The sequence below is a fragment of the Methanoculleus oceani genome (assembly GCF_023702065.1).
Taxonomy (GTDB): Archaea; Halobacteriota; Methanomicrobia; order Methanomicrobiales; family Methanoculleaceae; genus Methanoculleus; species Methanoculleus oceani.
Map to the genome: position 1 here is coordinate 306,500 of NZ_QFDM01000003.1, position 16,477 is coordinate 322,976.

General features: G+C 62.4%; 14 protein-coding genes. 9 read left to right on the forward strand and 5 right to left on the reverse strand.

What is annotated here, in order from left to right; all coding sequences use genetic code 11:
- The first annotated feature begins 26 nt into the window (after nt 1-26).
- The 4 genes from DIC75_RS11225 to DIC75_RS11240 all read left to right on the forward strand — a co-directional run bounded on the left by DIC75_RS11225 (nt 27) and on the right by DIC75_RS11240 (nt 5,542).
- Nucleotides 27-458: a response regulator gene (locus DIC75_RS11225; protein WP_250988125.1), complete on the forward strand. Its 432-nt coding sequence runs from the start codon at nt 27-29 to the stop codon at nt 456-458.
- A 2-nt stretch (nt 459-460) separates the two neighbouring features.
- Nucleotides 461-3,418 carry a PAS domain S-box protein gene (locus tag DIC75_RS11230; protein ID WP_250988126.1) on the forward strand — a complete coding sequence of 986 codons (2,958 nt, stop codon included), beginning with the start codon at nt 461-463 and terminating at the stop codon, nt 3,416-3,418.
- Between the two features lie 60 nt (nt 3,419-3,478).
- Nucleotides 3,479-3,913 carry a hypothetical protein gene (locus DIC75_RS11235; RefSeq protein WP_250988127.1) on the forward strand — a complete coding sequence of 145 codons (435 nt, stop codon included), beginning with the start codon at nt 3,479-3,481 and terminating at the stop codon, nt 3,911-3,913.
- 135 nt (nt 3,914-4,048) lie between these two features.
- Nucleotides 4,049-5,542 (forward strand): DHA2 family efflux MFS transporter permease subunit, encoded by a 1,494-nt coding sequence (locus DIC75_RS11240; RefSeq protein ID WP_250988128.1) that lies wholly within the window; start codon nt 4,049-4,051, stop codon nt 5,540-5,542.
- Nucleotides 5,543-5,634: 92 nt separating this feature from the next.
- Here DIC75_RS11240 and DIC75_RS11245 read toward each other — a convergent pair whose 3' ends face one another.
- Nucleotides 5,635-7,197, reverse strand: a complete 1,563-nt coding sequence (locus tag DIC75_RS11245; protein WP_250988129.1) for a PKD domain-containing protein — start codon at nt 7,195-7,197, stop codon at nt 5,635-5,637.
- Between the two features lie 278 nt (nt 7,198-7,475).
- The gene (locus DIC75_RS11250; RefSeq protein WP_250988130.1) at nt 7,476-8,969 is read right to left on the reverse strand and encodes a potassium/proton antiporter; all 1,494 of its coding nucleotides are present in this window, start codon (nt 8,967-8,969) and stop codon (nt 7,476-7,478) included.
- Between the two features lie 340 nt (nt 8,970-9,309).
- Between DIC75_RS11250 and DIC75_RS11255 the strand changes: the two genes are divergently transcribed.
- Together DIC75_RS11255 and DIC75_RS11260 are read left to right on the forward strand one after the other, a co-directional pair.
- A complete protein-coding gene (locus DIC75_RS11255; RefSeq protein ID WP_250988131.1) occupies nt 9,310-10,395 on the forward strand; it encodes an AI-2E family transporter in 1,086 nt (361 codons plus the stop codon).
- 85 nt (nt 10,396-10,480) lie between these two features.
- Nucleotides 10,481-10,744: a hypothetical protein gene (locus DIC75_RS11260; RefSeq protein ID WP_250988132.1), complete on the forward strand. Its 264-nt coding sequence runs from the start codon at nt 10,481-10,483 to the stop codon at nt 10,742-10,744.
- Nucleotides 10,745-10,870: 126 nt separating this feature from the next.
- Here the strand turns inward: DIC75_RS11260 and DIC75_RS11265 are convergent, their stop codons facing one another.
- Together DIC75_RS11265 and DIC75_RS11270 are read right to left on the reverse strand one after the other, a co-directional pair.
- Nucleotides 10,871-11,272, reverse strand: coding sequence for a cupin domain-containing protein (locus DIC75_RS11265; RefSeq protein WP_250988133.1), 402 nt, complete (start codon nt 11,270-11,272; stop codon nt 10,871-10,873).
- A gap of 349 nt (nt 11,273-11,621) precedes the next feature.
- On the reverse strand, nt 11,622-11,933 hold the full coding sequence (locus tag DIC75_RS11270) for a ferritin family protein (RefSeq protein WP_250988134.1): 312 nt from the start codon (nt 11,931-11,933) through the stop codon (nt 11,622-11,624).
- Nucleotides 11,934-12,247: 314 nt separating this feature from the next.
- Here DIC75_RS11270 and DIC75_RS11275 point away from each other — a divergent pair, with 314 nt between their 5' ends.
- Complete coding sequence (locus DIC75_RS11275; protein WP_250988135.1) at nt 12,248-12,838, forward strand: DNA-3-methyladenine glycosylase; 591 nt, start codon at nt 12,248-12,250, stop codon at nt 12,836-12,838.
- On the opposite strand, the gene DIC75_RS11280 is transcribed toward DIC75_RS11275, so the two are convergent.
- On the reverse strand, nt 12,771-13,709 hold the full coding sequence (locus DIC75_RS11280; protein ID WP_250988136.1) for an ATP-binding protein: 939 nt from the start codon (nt 13,707-13,709) through the stop codon (nt 12,771-12,773). The genes DIC75_RS11275 and DIC75_RS11280 overlap by 68 nt on opposite strands.
- Before the next feature lie 316 nt (nt 13,710-14,025).
- On the opposite strand from DIC75_RS11280, the gene DIC75_RS11285 reads away from it, so the two are divergent.
- Both DIC75_RS11285 and DIC75_RS11290 read left to right on the forward strand, forming a co-directional pair.
- Nucleotides 14,026-15,324: a condensation domain-containing protein gene (locus DIC75_RS11285; RefSeq protein ID WP_250988137.1), complete on the forward strand. Its 1,299-nt coding sequence runs from the start codon at nt 14,026-14,028 to the stop codon at nt 15,322-15,324.
- Nucleotides 15,325-15,540: 216 nt separating this feature from the next.
- Entirely contained in the window at nt 15,541-16,422 is an 882-nt protein-coding gene (locus DIC75_RS11290) for a metallophosphoesterase family protein (RefSeq protein ID WP_250988138.1), read from the forward strand.
- The last annotated feature ends 55 nt before the right edge of the window (nt 16,423-16,477 follow it).

Genomic DNA, 16,477 nt, shown 5'->3' on the forward strand with positions numbered 1-16,477 from the left:
CCGACAAGAACCAGGAAACCCCAAAAGTGATTGAGATACTGCTCGTTGAAGACAGCCCCGCCGACATCGCCCTCACGCAGGAAGCGCTGCTGGACAGCAAGCTCACGAACAACCTGCACGTGGTCACGGACGGGGAGGAGGCCATGGCGTTCCTGCAGAAACATGGCAGGTACGCGGCCGCACCGAAACCGGATCTCATCCTCCTCGACCTGAACCTGCCCAGGAAAAGCGGGCGTGAGGTCCTCGCGGAGATCAAAGCGAACGAGAGATTGAGTTCCATACCGGTCGTGGTCATGACCATTTCGCAGGACGAGCGAGATATCTGCGAATCGTACCGGCTCCATGCAAACTGCTACATCCGAAAACCGTTGAACTTCGAAGAGTTCATCAAGATCGTCCAGTCGATCGAAGATTTCTGGTTCTCTATCGTGACGCTGCCGCCCCGGTGTGGAGAGTGAGCATGAAGATCCTGGTGGTCGAGGATAGCCCCGCAGATCTGGAATTGATACGGGAACTGCTCGCGGATTCCCCCGGGCTTGATCTTGAGATCGAATCCGCACAATACCTCTCGTCCGCGCTCTCCATCCTGCACGAGGGAGGGATCGATCTCATCCTTCTCGACCTCCATCTCCCGGACAGCCAGGGTATCGGAACGGTCGGGACCGTGAGGGGAAATGCGCCGGGCATCCCCACCGTGGTCCTGACCGGGCTTGACGACGAAGAGACAGGCCTTGCTGCACTCCAGAAAGGAGCGCAGGACTATCTCGTGAAGGGCCGGCTGACGGGTCCGTCGCTCGTGCGGTCGATACGCTACGCGCAGGAGCGAAACCGCATCGAACAGGAGCTGACCCGCAAGAACAGGGAGCTCAACGATGCCTACGAGGACCTGACGACGGTAGAGGAGGAACTGCGACAGAACCTGGACCAACTGGGAAGGAACGAACATTCGCTGCGCGAAACGACCCAGTACCTGGAGAACCTGATCACATACGCGAACGCCCCCATCATCGTCTGGGACGCAGGCCTCAGGATCACCAGGTTCAACAACGCCTTCAAGCGGCTGACGGGTCGAACCGCGGGCGAAGTCGTCGGTCGGTCCCCGGCAATGCTCTTCCCCGAAGCCCGGCGGGAAGAACTGATGGACCTCATCAGGAAGACGACGGCCGGGGATCGGTGGGAGACCGTCGAGATCCCCATACTCACGGCGGACGGCAGTATCAGGACCGTCCTGTGGAACTCCGCCGCCATATACGGGAGCGATCTGGCAACGGTCTCATCGGTCATCGCCCAGGGCCAGGACATCACCGAGCGCAAGCGGGCCGAAGAGGCGCTGCAGAGAGCGAACGACGAACTGGAAAGGCGCGTTCTGGAACGCACCCTCAAACTCCGGGAGGCGAACGAGGCCCTGGAGGCCGAGGTCGCCGAGCGCGCCCGGGCGCAGGAGGCGGTGCAGACAGAGCGGCAACGTCTCTATGATGTCCTGGAAACGCTGCCGACGTACGTGATACTGCACTCGCCGGACTATCACGTGCCTTTCGCGAACCGCTTCTTCCGGGAGCGATTCGGCGATTCCGGCGGCCGGCGCTGCTTCGAGTACCTCTTTGGACTCACGGAGCCCTGCGAGAACTGCGAGTCCTACCGCGTCATGAAGACGAAGGCGCCCCACCACTGGGAGTGGACCGGCCCGGACAACCGCGATTACGACATCTTCGACTTCCCCTTCATCGAAGCGGACGGTTCACTCCACATTCTGGAGGTGGGCATCGACATCACCAAGCGCAAACGGGCCGAGGAAGCGTTGCAGAAGTTAAACGAGACGCTCGAGGAGCGCGTGATCGAACGCACCGACGAACTGCGCAAAGCCAACGCCCTCCTTAACGCCATCACCGAGAACACGCCAGCCCCTATCTACGCTGTAGACCGACAGAGCCGTTTTGTGATGTGCAACCCTGCCGTGCTTCGGATGATGGGCCGGCCGGCCAGCGAAGTGCTCGGCAGATCGGCAATCGAACTCGTCGGCGAGGAAGTCGGCGGACCTTTCGTTGCCAACGAACAGCGCGTGATGGAGACCGGGATAACCGGGACCTTCGAAGAAGAGGGCGGCGACCGGATCTTTTACTCCACAAAGACCCCCCTGCGGGATGCACGGGGCGACGTCACCGGAGCCATCGCCGTCGGAACGGAGATTACGGAGCTGAAGCGGGCGGAAGCACAGAAGCAGGAACTCCTGGAACAGCTGCAGCAGTCCGCCGAAGAACTGGAGGTCCAGAACGAAGAACTGCAGTACACCACCGAGCAGCTCCGGCAAAAAGGGGACGAACTGGTCCGTCTCAACCGGGCCCTGCAGGAGAGCGAAGTGCATTTCCGTTCTCTCATCGAGAACGCGTCCGACATCATCCTCCTCCTCGATACAAAAGGGCGCATCACCTACGCGAGTCCTTCCGTGAAGCGGCTCGGGGGCTACGACCCCGATGGCCTCATCAGCATGAATGTACTCGACCTCGTACATCCCGATGACACGCTGAAGGTAGCGGAAGCGATGAGGACCGGGACGGCCCAGCCTTCGGCGAGACTCACCTTCGAGATCAGGGTCAGGGACTCTGCCGGGCGGTGGATATTCCTCGACGTTACGGGTGCAAACCTGCTCCGGGAGGGGAGCACCCGGGGGTTCATCGTGAACGCACGCGACATCACCGACCGAAAGCGGGCCGAGGAGGAGCGCAACAGGCTGATCGCCAGCCTCGAGGAGGCGCACCGGGAGGCAAACCTCTACCTCGACATCATGACGCACGATATCCGGAACGCAAACAACGTCTCCGGCATCTACGCCGACCTCATGCTCGACCTGCTCGAGGGGGCCGAGAGGGCCTACGCTCAAAAACTCCACGACGGCATCGCGCGGAGCACAGAGATCCTCATGAACGTGGCGGCGTTCCGGCGGATCCACACGGAATCGGCGGAATTTGCGCCTGTAAGCCTCAACGCGATCATCGATGGAGAGATCGGAAATTTCCGCGGAGCATCGATTCGGCAGGAGGTCCCGACGCTCGAGGTCCTGGCGGACAACCTTCTCTCCACAGTCTTTACGAACCTCATCGGCAACAGCGTCAAGTTCGGCGGCCCTGACGTGGAGATCGTCGTCCGGGCGGAGGAGCGGGACGGCGAGGTGCTGGTCTCGGTGGAAGACGACGGACCCGGCGTGCCCGACGATGTGAAGGAGAAACTCTTCCACCGGTTCGAGCGTGGGAAAGCCCGGGGGAAGGGCGACGGGCTCGGGCTCTACATATGCAGGACGGTCATCGAGCGCTACGGAGGGAGGATCTGGATCGAGGACTGCGTGCCCGACCGTCCGGAGGACGGGGCGGCGTTCCGGTTCACGCTCAAGCGGGCGGAGCGGGACCGGGACTCAGGTTCGTGAGCGCAAGGGTGCCGTCGCCCGCGAGGAAAACCAATCACCTTCACCGCTGATACCCTGTGCATGAAAACCGTCGCCGTCGGCGTCTTTGCCCTCACGCTGCTTGCAGGGGCGGTCATCATCGGAACGGTCGCAATAAGCTTCGTCTCTCCGCTGTACGCTCCGGCGTACCTCGCCGTCGCCGCCCTCCTCTCCGGGGCGGTCATCGCAGTCTTCTGCACGAAATGCCCGATGCGGGGGGAGGGGTGCATCCACTTCTTTCCCGGCAGAGTTGCAGCCCTCCTTCCGGCCCGGCGGGGGAAGTATACGGCCGTCGAGATCGCCGCAGTCTCGGTTGCACTCCTCCTTATCGCCGCAGTTCCCCAGTACTGGCTGCTCTCGCAGATCCAACTGTTCGCACTCTTCTGGGTGCTTGCCGGCACGGGCATCTTCCTGATCCTTCGCCGCGTCTGCCCGGGATGCGACAACGCCTGCTGCCCGTTGCGGCCGAAGGAGTGATCCGTAGAGACCGACGGATTTTTAGCCCCATGCGGTCGTGAAATCCCTGCGTGCACAATCTTCTCGACCCCATTCGGGAATCGGGGGAGAGATCCTTTCCAAAATATCTTAATCCAAACAGCAAACACATTCAGTATGCATCAGACGGACGGCAACGCCTCACAGCAGCGGTACACGCTGCTCATGGTCTCGATCGCCCTTGCGATGTTCATGACGTCGCTTGACGGGACGATCGTGAACATCGCCCTCCCAACGATATCGACGATCTTCGACCTCCCTTCAACAACGGTCAGCTGGGTTGCAACGACGTACCTGCTGGTGCTGACGGGCTCAATCCTCGTCTTTGGCAAGGTTGCCGACAGGATCGGTTTCAAGACCGTATTTCTCGCCGGATTCGGTGTCTTCACAGCAGGCTCGTTCTTCTGCGGTTTCTTCCCGGAGGCCTTCGACTCGTTTGGGGTGCTGATCGGGGCAAGAGTGCTCCAGGCAATCGGTGGAGCGATGATCGCCGCCATCGCACCGGCCCTGGTCGCGGCGTTTCTCCCGATGAAGATGAAAGGGAAGGCGATGGGAGTCGTGACGACGTTTGCAGCGTTCGGGACCGCGGCCGGCCCGATCCTCGGTGGAATCCTGACGCAGTACCTCTCCTGGAACTGGATCTTTTTCATCAACGTCCCGGTCGGGATCGCGGCCATCCTGCTCGGCTCATACGCGATACCGGCAGGCCGGACGGCAACCGGCACGCCCTCGCCGTTCGACCGGCTCGGTGCGGTCCTGATCTTCGTCGGGCTCGGATCCCTCATCTACGCCGTCAGCGAAGGGTCCGCGCTCGGCTGGACCGACCCGACGATTCTTGCGGCACTCGCGGCTGCAGGCGCCGCGCTCGGGTACCTCGTCCTTCACGAGCAGAAGACGGCCGACCCGCTGCTCGACTTCCGGCTCTTTGGGAACCGGAACTTCCTCTACGTCAACCTCATGCTCGCCCTCTCCTACTTCCTCTTCGGCGGCGTCAACTACCTCCTCCCGTTCTTCCTCGAACTGGTAAAGGGCTTTGACCCGTCGACCTCCGGGCTCGTCCTCACCGCGCTCTCGTTCGCCATGATGGCAAGCGGCTTCCTCTCCGGCATGCTCATAAACAGCATCGGGAACAGGAGGCTCTGTATTGCCGGCGCGCTCGCAGTCTCCGCCGGGTACCTGATGTTCCACTTCTTCTCGGCAGAGAGCACGATATACTACATCAGCGGCGCACTCGCCGCCGTGGGGTTCGGTCTCGGCCTCATGCTCTCGCCGGGCACGAACATGGTGATGAACATGGCTCCCCGCGACCGGCAGGGCATGATCTCGAGCCTCATCTCCGTGGAGCGCACCGGCCCGATAACCCTCGGCATCTCCTTCATCAGCATGCTTTTTGTCCAGGCGATGCTCACGGTCGCGTCGCATCGCCACGTCACGGCGTCCTCTCCGGCCGAGATCAGGATAGAAGTGCTTTCGACGGGGTTCGATTTTGTCTTCGTCGCCGTCTTTGCGGTCTCGCTTGCCGTCGTCGTCCTCGCCATCTTAAGCCGCGACGAGGTTCACGCCGACAACCTCGAAGAGGAGACCTTCGGGGCTGCGGCCGTCGGGGCGTGACCCCCGCCCCGTGTATATCGGAAACCGGGACGAATCCGGGCGCCTTCAGAAGAGGGCGGGGAGGTTCTTCTCCCCGCCGCTTTTTTACGAATTTAGAAGACCACGAAGGCCTGGCTTGTCGCCTGGCACGTGTTCCCGTCGTCGAGCGTCACGACCAGCGTGACCGTATAGGTCCCTTCCGACGTGTAATCGTGGGTGACGTCCTGGCCGCTGCCGGTCGTTCCGTCGCCGAAGTCCCAGGCCCACGTCTGGACGTTGCAGTCACCCTGGATATCGACGTTGCCGCGGAACGAATTCCCGTCTGTCGTGATGCTTGCCGAGCAGGAGCAGGGCTCCGGAGGAGGAACCACCGTGACATCCGTCGTTGCCTGGCAGGTGGTGCCGTCGTCAAGCGTCGCCACCAGCGTAACCGTGTAGGTTCCTTCCGCTGCGTAGGCGTGACTGGCGGTCTCGCCCTCACCGGTCGCTCCGTCGCCGAAGTCCCAGGCCCACGTCTGGACGTTGCAGTCCCCGTCGACCGTAGCCGAGCCCGTAAAGGCAACCGGTTGCTCGGGGTCGGCCTGTTCGCGGTCTTTCGCGATGCTTGCCGTGCAGGAGCAGTTCTCCTCCGGTGGCGGCGAGACGGTGACGTCGCGAGACGTGTTGCATGCTGTGCCGTCATCGAGGGTCACGTTCAGCCTGACCGTGTAGGTTCCCTCCGCGGTGTAAGCGTGACCGGGGGTCTCGCCCTCACCGGTCGCCCCATCGCCGAAACTCCACACCCATGCCTGGATGGCGCAGTCCCCGTCGACCGATGTCTGGTCGGTGAAGTCGACCGTGTCGTTGACGCCGGGGCTCTGCGGGCTCCAGGTGAAGTCTGCCGTGCAGGAGCAGTTGTCGACGGGAAGCGGTGAGACACTGACGTTTTCGGACGCACTGCATCTCGTTCCGTCGTCGAGGGTCACGTTCAGTCTGACCGTGTAGGCTCCTTCCGCGGTGTAAGCGTGACTGACGGTCTCACCGTCGCCGGTTGCCCCGTCGCCGAAGTCCCAGGCCCATGTCCGGACATTGCAGTCTCCCGAGACCGTGGTATTGCCGGTGAAATTAACCGTGTTGTTGACGGCAGGGCTCTCCGGGTTCCAGGTGAAGTTCGCCCTGCAGGAGCAGTTGCCGGGCCCGGGCGTCGGAGTGGGTGCCTGAGTGGAGGTCGGAGTGGAGGTCGGCGGACAGACCACTCCCGCGGGACAGCCCGGCCGCCCCTCGTCGGGGCCCGTGCAGACCTGGTAGGCTGCATCGTCACCGTGGAGTTTGAGGAGAACGAGGTCCCACGACCCGGTGGAGTTGTCATACCAGGCAACCAGGTCGCAGGATATCGTGGGGTTCATCTGGTCGTAGGAGTCGTTCGTGAGCTGGTACTCCCTGCCCGAAGTATGGTTGAACAGGAAGATGTCCCAGTTTCCGTTCCTATAGTCGCTATAGACGATCCGATTGCCGGATATATCTGCATGTGAAAGGTTATTCGGGAAAACTTCAAGTGCTCTGGTGAGACCGGGCATGCCCGGCTCGCCGCTGGTCAAGGTTCCAGCCTGAGGAGCTGCAGTGGCGATCACGGCAATCGAGATGACCGCTACAATGAAAACTACCAGATAGGTTACAGGTAATCGGGGTTTTCTCATACAATTCCCGAGGGGGGTAAACTCAACATAATATATAAACATTATTATAAAAGTGAGGCATACCCGGTCGCACCCGGGCGGATCCCGGTGAAGATCCCGGGCAACTCTAAGTCGAAAAACGCCGGTGGCAGGCCGGATCGCTCCGGAGGTACCCTCGTAGAGCTACGGCGATAGGGGCGCCCCGACCGTGCCCTCAGTGGGATTCCGCTGCGGAAACGGTGCGGCGCAGGAGAGGGGTTTTGTCTCGTGCGGACACCGGAAGGCGCCAGGTTCGTGCATCACGCTTCGGGGGCGGAGACGTCCGCCGGCCCCTCACCGCTGATGAGTCTGACGCGGACCATCTCCGCCAGGTCGTCCGTCGTCAGGAGGAGGAGCGTGTCCCCGGCTTCGATGATCGTGCTGCCGCCCGGGACAAAGCGTTCGTCCCCTTTCTGCATCAGGATGATGAGGGCGCCTTTCGGCAACCCGAGGTCGACGACCTGCTTTCCCACCGCCGGGGCGTCGGGAGGGATGACCAGCTCGAGCAGCTCGCTCGGCGTGTCGGGGTCCACCTCGAATTCCCGGGAGAGTCTCCGCGTCTCCTCAAGCGGGGCGGCGAGACCGAGCCAGCGGGCGACGGAGGGGATCGACGTCCCGTGAACAAGCGCCGAGACGAGGACGATGAAGAAGACGATATTGAAGATCGTCTCCGCGTTCGGCACGCCCGCAACAAGCGGATAGGTCGCGAGGATGATCGGGACGGCACCCCGCAGCCCCACCCAGGAGACCAGGGCCTTCTCGTTCATCGGCATCTTCCAGGGGAGCAGCGTGATCAGGACGGCAACCGGCCGTGCAACCAGGATCAGGAAGATGGCGGCGAGAAGGCCGGGAACGATCGCCGGTAGGAGCTCCGAGGGGAAGACAAGGAGGCCGAGCGCAAGGAACATCAGGATCTGCATCAGCCACGCGATCCCGTCGTGAAACCGGATCAGGCTCTTTTTATGAACGACGATGCTGTTGCCCATGACAAGCCCGGCGATATAGACCGCAATGAACCCATTTCCTCCGACGGTGGCGGTCAGCCCGTAGGTCAGCAACACCATCGTGAGGGTGAGCACCGGGTAGAGTCCCTCGGACTCCAGTTTGAGACGGTTGAGGAGCCAGACGATGGCCTGTCCTATCCCGTAGCCGAGAAGGCCGCCGACTGCCATCTGCTGCACGAACATCGGGATGAGAGTGAAGAACGATGAGCCCGGGATGAGGATCAGGCCGATGATACCGGTGGTGAGGAGGATCGCCATGGGGTCGTTGCTGCCCGACTCAAGCTCGAGGAACGGCCGCAGGTTTCCCTGAAGGCGCGCTCTTGCCGTTCTCAGGACCGAGAAGACCGCCGCCGCATCGGTGGACGAAACGACCGCGCCGAGGAGAAAGCCCGCAAGCGGGGGGAACCCGAGGACCAGGACGGCAAATGCGCCGAGCAGAATTGAGGTCAGGACAACGCCGAGCGTGGAGAGGGCGATACCCGGCCAGAGAACGGGCTGGATCTGCTCCCACCGGGTATCAAGACCGCCGGAGAAGAGGATGTATGCAAGGGCAATGATCCCGATGATCTGCGCAAGCGCCGGATCGTCGAACGGGATGCCGCCCGGACCTTCCGAGCCCGCCAGCATCCCGACGATGAGAAAGATGAGGAGTGCGGGAACGCCGAGCCGCTCCGAGAACTTGTTTGCAACGATACTTATCAGGAAGAGCAACGCTATGCCGACAAGCAGGAGTTCGAGGGTGAGTATCATCTATGAATACGAATCACGCTTGCGGCACTTTAATACTGATCCTCCAATCATTCGGGCGGAGACTTTCCGCTGCCGGCCCTGCGAGACCTCATCGGCAACAGCACCGCCCGCAGCCCTTCGACGGTGGCGGGGATGTCCCCTCGATCCGTGCCGGCGTCCCGGCAGAACCCGGCGTGAGCAATCGAGAGGACGGGTGCCGAAGTCCGCCGGCGACGGACGTCGTCCCGGCATCGGGGACGACGACGCAGATAAATGCGTCAACTGCCGGAGCTGTCGGTCCGGCAACCTCCGTTGCATTTCGCGGCATTAATATAGTTATCGCTAAAACACGTCACTCAGGATGGCAGACACTCCAATTCTCCCCCGGTCCGCGGGCACCATACTCCTGCTGACGGCAGCAGTATTCCTCATCATCGGAATCCAGGCGCTCGCATATATCATCACCATCATCGTCGTATCGTTGATCCTCGCCATGATCGTCTATCCCGCGACGAAAGCGCTCCGGTCGAGGGGTCTGCCGGAGATCGCCGCCGTCGGTGCGGTCACCGTCATCGCCTGCGTTGCAGTCCTGCTGATCTGCTATCTCGTCTTCTTCTCATTTGAAAACCTGATATCGGCCCTCCCTCTCTACCAGCGGGAATTGACCGCCAGGCTATCCGAGATCCTCACACTCCTGGACAGGTACGGGATCGATACGGGCTCGTTCTCCCCTTCTTCGGTTAACCTGCAGGGATTTGCCGGATTTCTCTCTTCGTCCGCCATAAGTATCGCGGACCTTCTCCTCTACCTCTTCTTCATAGCGGTAACGACAATCTTCACGCTCATCGAGGCACCGCGAATGCCCGAGCGCATACGGAGGGTGACGAACAGACCGGAGAGTGTCGAGGGATTCTCCCGCATGAGCAGGTTCCTGATCGACTTCGTCATCGTCAGGACCGAGGCAAACCTCGTCCACGGTTTCCTCTTCGGCGCGTTCCTCTGGGTCACGGGGGTGCACGCAGCCGCACTCTGGGGAGTGCTGACGTTTCTGCTTGCTTACATCCCCTACATCGGCCTTATCGTCGCGGCACTCCCGGCGATCTTCTTTGCCTGGCTCCAGTTCGGGCTCTGGGGCGCGATCGCGGTGATTGCAGCCGTCGCAGTCCTGAACGCGCTGGTGGAGAACCCTATCTTCGCACACTTCGCATCGAGGCGCTTCGATATCCCCGCCCTCGTGGTCATTCTTTCGGTCATCTTCTGGGGATGGGCTCTCGGCGTTGCCGGGATGATCTTCGCCGTTCCGCTCACCCTCATCGTCCTGATGATCCTCCAGTTCAGCGACGACTGGGCCTGGGTGAACACAATTCTGGGCGTCGACCACCTCTTTACGGGAGAACAAACGCCCCCGGCGGAGGGCAGGGAAGCCGAGGCCCCGCCGGTGAGGTAAGAAAGCGGCCCGCGCATACGTTGCGGCACTACCGTGCCGGAAGGTTGATGTCCCCTCTTCACACCTTTTCTTCCGGGAACAGAAAATGCTGCATACACGTGAGATCATCCAGAAACTATGGGATGCACAGGGCTACGGGAACCTCGCCGTCTGGGGGGATGGAACGACCGCCGTCACCGCCCCGGGCGAGAACCCGGAAAAAGGCGGAAAATCGCCGCTCGTGATCTTCAAGCCCATTCCCCTCGTGGGGGGATTTTCGATGCTGGACTTTGCCACCCACGACACCGGTCTGCTGGAGCATATCGAGACGACGATCCGCGAGGCGGGCGGCGAGATCGAACGGAGCTGAGGAGGTTTCACCGTTCGGGGAGATGCCTGCGGCGACTGCCCGATGGTCGGAAGGAGAACCCGGGCGACACGACCCCGAAAGCAGCGGCCGAAAAAAAAGATTGTTTTTGAGCGGTGCGAGGAAAAGTTACTCCGTCGGCTTTCCGTCGTAGTGCTCTTCCCGGGCCATGGCCTCCTCGCGGGTCTTTCGCACGACCTTGTCCTGGTGCTCGGGCGGCGAGTAGATCGTATAGAGCTTGAGATTGGCGGTCTTTGACGTGTTCAGGACGTTGTGTTTCGCGCCGCTCGGCACGACCACGGCGCTGCCGTCCTTGACGGCGTGCTTCACATCGTCGATCACGACAGCTCCTTCTCCTTCCTCGAACCGGAAGAACTGGTCGACATCGTCGTGCACCTCCTCGCCGATCTCCTCGCCGGGCTTCAGGCTCATCAGCACGAGCTGGCTGAACTTCCCCGTATAGAGGACTCTGCGGAAATCGGTGTTCTTTACCGTCTCAGTCTCGATATCTGCTACAAATCCTTTCTTCATATCCAAAACCTACCTGTGATTGGGGCTGATTACCGGGTAGTGTTAACGTTTCAATGTGAAGCGCCGCAAGTATTTATCCTTTAGGTCACTGCAGGGAAGCCGGGGATGAATTGCCCCGAGGGCGATTCCCGGCGGGCAACGCAGGCTCCTCCCTATGCGACGCCGACGGCGATGATCCGGATGAAGACCTCGATGAACCCGGGAACCGGGACGACGGGCGGGCATCATAATTTCATCCGCACATCGGAGATCCCGTTGACCCGGATCATAGGATACGGCAACAGAATACGCAGGAAAAAGGTTGAAGGGATACGCGGATCACCCGACGATCACGGTGCCCGCTGGGTATCTATGCCTTTGCCCGGAGTTTCTCGATCTCCTCTTCGACCTCTTCCGCACCCCTCTGGTAGAACTCCTTCTCACGGGGGTCCAGTTCGATAAGCAGGCGATAGAACTCGCCGACGTGCACCTTCTCCTCATCGGCGATATCCCGCAGAACCTCGCGGGCCAGTTCATTGTCGGTTGCGTCGGCCATCTGGTTGTAGAGCTGAATGGCTTCGAACTCGGCGGCGATCGTGTAGCGCACGGCGCGGATGAGTTCGTTGTGGCTCATCATCCGGTCGATATTGTTTCCGGCAAACGGTTGTGCAAATTCAGGCATGTAGTTACCTCACGAGAGTCGTTCCGGCCGCTGTAGCAAGGCCGGCAATGACTTGTTTGCTCAGAGGAGATATATGCAAGTCGGTTCTGGCATACGGCGTGAGGATAAAGGATATCCGACCCCGGCCGCTGTGACCGGCGGCACGATCTCACGGACAGGGAGCCCGACGCGGACTTGCGCGCGTGTGCATCAGGGTTGTGGAGGCCGCAGGGATACCGGCCCGGAGGCACCCATTCAGGGAGCGGCCTCTCCCGTCCGGAACCTTGATGGGCAGGCGGAAGAGACCTTGCAGGGAAGAGAAGACAGGAGTCGCCATGATCCTTCCACCCTCGTTCTACGAACGCGATACCGTGACCGTTGCAAAGGACCTGCTGGGGTGCCTGCTCGTGCACCGGGAGGAGACAACGACGATGGGATGGATCGTCGAGGTCGAGGCCTACCTCAGGGGGGACCCGGCGGCCCACTCGTACCGGGGAGAGACGAAGAGGAACAGCGTCATGTTCGGCCCGCCGGGCCATGCTTACGTCTACCTGATCTACGGTCTGCACACCTGCGTCAACATCGTGACCGGATCGGAGGGCGCGGGGGAGGCGGTCCTGATCCGGGCTCTCGAGCCGGCCATTGGGCTCGACCTGATACAGGAGAGGCGGGGGATGAACGACCCGGTCTCGCTCGCGAGCGGCCCGGGCAAGCTGACGCAGGCGCTCGACATCACCATGGACCTGAACGGGACCTCCCTGTACAACGGTCCTCTCCAGGTCGGATCGCCAGACAGCCTGCCCGGCCGCCGCCCTGAAGGATTCCCCGGGGAGATCGTGCAGACGACCCGGATCGGGATCACGAAGGCGGCGGACCTCCCCCTCCGGTTTTACCTGAAGGGGAGCCGGTACGTCTCGCGGCGGTGAGGTCGGACCCGTGACCCATCCCGGACCCCCGTCGCCCGATCGTCCTCTCCCCCTCCTCCGCAACCCGCCCGCTGATCAGTATGGTGTGCTCCTTCACCGGGATCTCCTTTTCCGAGCGTTTCAGGGCCTCGTCCACGACATATCGCACCCCGCTGCAGCAGGGCACTTCCATATGCAGGACCGTGATCGACCGGATCGCGTGCTGCGAGAATATCTCCGCAAGCTTCGTGACGTACCCCTCGACATCCGCATCCAGTTTCGGGCAGAACAGGATCACGATCTTATCGCGCAGAAAGTCACGGTGGAAATCCGCGTATGCAAAAGGAACACAGTCCCCGGAGATGAGAAGATCTGCGTCGTCGAAGTATGAGGCTGCGGGGTTCAGGAGCTTCAACTGGATCGGCCACTGCCTCAGTTCCGACTCTATCCGGCCGGCACGCTCTCTCGCCGCAGTCTCCCCTCGCGGAAGGCTCACCGCGGCGGAACCCGGGCACGCAGCACGATCTGCCGCGGTGTCGTGTTGGGGGACCGGAATGCCGTTCGCGGTCAGGTACTCGATTGCCTCGCGGTACAGGTCCTCCTCCCCATGGCCGAGGAGGTGCTCGAGGTGCGCCCTGACGACCGCTTCTCCTTGCGGTGCGATCTTCGCCATCACGGCCTTCTCGTCATACGGCCCGGCCTCCCGCTCGACGACGCAGATCGCCCCCTCCGGGCACGTCCCGATGCAGGCGCCGAGCCCGTCGCAGAAGAGATCGCTCACGAGCCTTGCCTTCCCGTCGATGATCTGGAGCGCTCCTTCCGGGCAGTCCGGTATGCAGAGCCCGCACCCGGTGCATTTTTCCTCGTCGATCTCGATGATCTTTCGCTTCATCCGGGACCTCCCGCATCTATCTTCTAACCGCTTACCGCCCAAAAACGTTTGCAGCCCGGGGGTGAGCGGCAGCCCGCCGCACCCTTCATCCGGATAAGAGGGCGCGGCAGCAGCAACACAGGCTATTGAGCATATCACCCGAGATCACCACTTATAAGCATACAGATCGGTTATCAGGCCAATCAGACCTCTTTCAGGAGCCCGATACTGGAGAGGTCCCATTCCGGGAACTTCGCCTGACGTCTTCCGTTCCGTTGACGGCCCCGGGTATCCGGGACGAAAGCAGTTATCCCGGAACAGAGAGACAGTTAGTGTAATGCGCCCCTCCCCAATCCGCCATCCCGCACCCGCCTTCGACGTCTTCAACGTCTATTTTGAGCGCATCTACGATCCGACGATGCACGTCGTCTTTACACTCGACGGCGAAGTCGACGTAGGGGCCATGAGGGAGGCGACGAAGAGGCTGATCGAGTCCGACCCCTACCTCCGGTCGAAGTACGCGGAGGTTGACGGCCGGCCCGTCTGGGAGGAGATCCCGGAGGAACTGTGGGAGGGAGCGTTCGTCCTCGCCCCGGCCGGGGAGGCTGAGAACCTGCTCCCGCCGCCGCTCGACGTCCGCTCCGGGCCGCAGGTGCGGGTCAGCCTCTACCGGAGGAGGGAGGGGGATATCGTGACCGTCAACTGCCACCACGGCTTCTGCGACGCCACCGGCGCCCTCACCCTTGCCCGGGACCTCTTTGCGGCCTACCGGGGGATCGTGGACGACCCGGACTTCCGGCCGGTCCCCCGCGCCCCTTACGACCGGAGCACGGACAGGGTCCTCGCGCTCCACTCCGAAGAAGAGCGGCAGCAGGCGCTCGCGGAGGAGGAGCCCTTCGTCGACCGGTGGCGCTTCCCCATCAAGCGGACCGGGAGGGGCACGCCCCGGGCGGCCTCCCGGACGCTCTCTCCCGGGAGGCTCGGGCGCATAAAGGCGTTCGGGAGAGAGCACGGGGCCACGGTGAACGACGTCCTCATCGGTGCGTTCTTCCTTGCGTTCCAGAAGATCCGGAACGACCCCTCCGACCGGGAGGAGCCCCGCTCGTTCCTGACCTCGGCCGATCTGCGGAGGAGGTATCCCGGCCTCTACGAGGACTGCCCGCTCACGAACCTCTCCATCGCCTACGAGGTCACCCTCTTCGCCGGGGAGGGGGCGCAGTTAGAGGATATCATCGCCCGGGTGACGGCAATAACAGCCCGCAAAAAGGCAGGGAGCCTCGGCCTCGCGGCCATCCTCTTCTACGAAGAGATCATGACGGGCGGGATGCCGGCGGTGCGGGCGTTCTTCGACGACATGATCGAGCGGTACCGGACATCCGGCATGAAAAACCCGGTCTTCTCGAACCTCGGGGTCTTCGACCCCGGCGATTACCTTCCGGTCCCCGGAAAGGACGGCACCGAGCTCGGCCTCCTGGACGTCCGGTACCTCCCCTGCGTCTGCTGGCCGTACGGGTTTCTGGTGATCGTCTCCACGTTCCGCGACTGCCTGACCATCGCCACGGCCTACGAGGAAGGACCCTACTCGACGGCTGTCGTGGAGCGGTTCCTCGAGTACGTGGACGGGTATCTTCCGTAAGATCTTCTGTACAGGGGCGGCGTCGAGAGACGCAAAGAACTCGTGCAGGAGACCGGTGGTTCGTGCAACAATTCCATGATTCGCCGCGTTTGCCGGCGAAGCCCCGCAATTCGACGATATCACGGTCGTCGTGCTGCGGGTATCGGGCGAGGCCTGACGGCGCCGCACCCTGTCCGACCGCGAGGCCTATCATCCCCGGCGCCCAACGCCGGTCCCATGCCCGCGACGAGGGTACTCGCATTCAGCGATCTCTCCTGGGGGACGAGGGAGCGGGACTCAACCGGCGGCCGGAAGGTCGACAAAACCTCATTCCTCCGACCGGTCGAGGAAACCGACCCGGATATCGTCGTCTTCGCCGGCGACGCCGCCTACGACCGGTGCTCGCGCTCAGGGCTCGACGAGACGGAACTCTTCCTCGGCCTCCTCGGAGGGATTGCATCGGCGGGAAGGCGCTGCATCGTCGTCGAGGGGAACAACGACGACACGATGGGCACCTACGGCCGGGTCCGGGACGCGGCAGAGGCGAACCCTTACATCCACGAGATCTCTGGGGAGGCGCGGGAGGTCTGCGGCATACGCTTCCTCGGTGTTCCCACCGGGAAGGAGAAGAGGATGGCCCGGTCGGCCGAAGGGCCGGTCGATATCGTGGTGGCCCACGCACCTCTCGCGAACCGGGTCTGGCTCTTTGACCTCCCGGCGGCGTGCATCGTCACCGGCCACTACGGCATGATGACGGCCGTGGTCGCCGGGAAGGCGTATGTCGCCCTCGACTGCTCCCCGGCCTCCTGGGCGGTTATCGACTGGGAGAAGGGATGGCGGCGGATCGAATTCGTTGCCGGGGCATGCCGGATCACCATGCGCCCGGAGGAGGGGATCGTTGCGGCCGGGTGCGACCCGGCCCTCCTCCGGAATCTGATGGAAGGGCGCGGCCCGCTCCCGTATCCTGACGAAGTCGAGGCGCTGCGGAGGGCGAAACAGGAGATCGCGATCGAAGAGCGGGAGGAGGTCCTTGAGCGCCTGCTCGGGATGGGGATAAAAAAGACACATGTCGAACGGTATCTCGGGAGACAGGGGTTGCCGGGCCGCCGGGCACGGTAGCGGATCGCTTATCGCTCACCCCCGCGGAGGTATGGATACGATAGGCGAGGCTCAT

Coding starts and splice junctions, on each gene's coding strand:
- DIC75_RS11270 (WP_250988134.1), bottom strand. CDS start 11,933: ATGCCTGAATTTGCACAACCGTTTGCCGGAAACAATATCGACCGGATG.
- DIC75_RS11230 (WP_250988126.1), top strand. CDS start 461: ATGAAGATCCTGGTGGTCGAGGATAGCCCCGCAGATCTGGAATTGATA.
- DIC75_RS11290 (WP_250988138.1), top strand. CDS start 15,541: ATGCCCGCGACGAGGGTACTCGCATTCAGCGATCTCTCCTGGGGGACG.
- DIC75_RS11285 (WP_250988137.1), top strand. CDS start 14,026: ATGCGCCCCTCCCCAATCCGCCATCCCGCACCCGCCTTCGACGTCTTC.
- DIC75_RS11245 (WP_250988129.1), bottom strand. CDS start 7,197: ATGAGAAAACCCCGATTACCTGTAACCTATCTGGTAGTTTTCATTGTA.
- DIC75_RS11265 (WP_250988133.1), bottom strand. CDS start 11,272: ATGAAGAAAGGATTTGTAGCAGATATCGAGACTGAGACGGTAAAGAAC.
- DIC75_RS11260 (WP_250988132.1), top strand. CDS start 10,481: ATGCTGCATACACGTGAGATCATCCAGAAACTATGGGATGCACAGGGC.
- DIC75_RS11280 (WP_250988136.1), bottom strand. CDS start 13,709: ATGAAGCGAAAGATCATCGAGATCGACGAGGAAAAATGCACCGGGTGC.
- DIC75_RS11275 (WP_250988135.1), top strand. CDS start 12,248: ATGATCCTTCCACCCTCGTTCTACGAACGCGATACCGTGACCGTTGCA.
- DIC75_RS11255 (WP_250988131.1), top strand. CDS start 9,310: ATGGCAGACACTCCAATTCTCCCCCGGTCCGCGGGCACCATACTCCTG.
- DIC75_RS11235 (WP_250988127.1), top strand. CDS start 3,479: ATGAAAACCGTCGCCGTCGGCGTCTTTGCCCTCACGCTGCTTGCAGGG.
- DIC75_RS11250 (WP_250988130.1), bottom strand. CDS start 8,969: ATGATACTCACCCTCGAACTCCTGCTTGTCGGCATAGCGTTGCTCTTC.
- DIC75_RS11240 (WP_250988128.1), top strand. CDS start 4,049: ATGCATCAGACGGACGGCAACGCCTCACAGCAGCGGTACACGCTGCTC.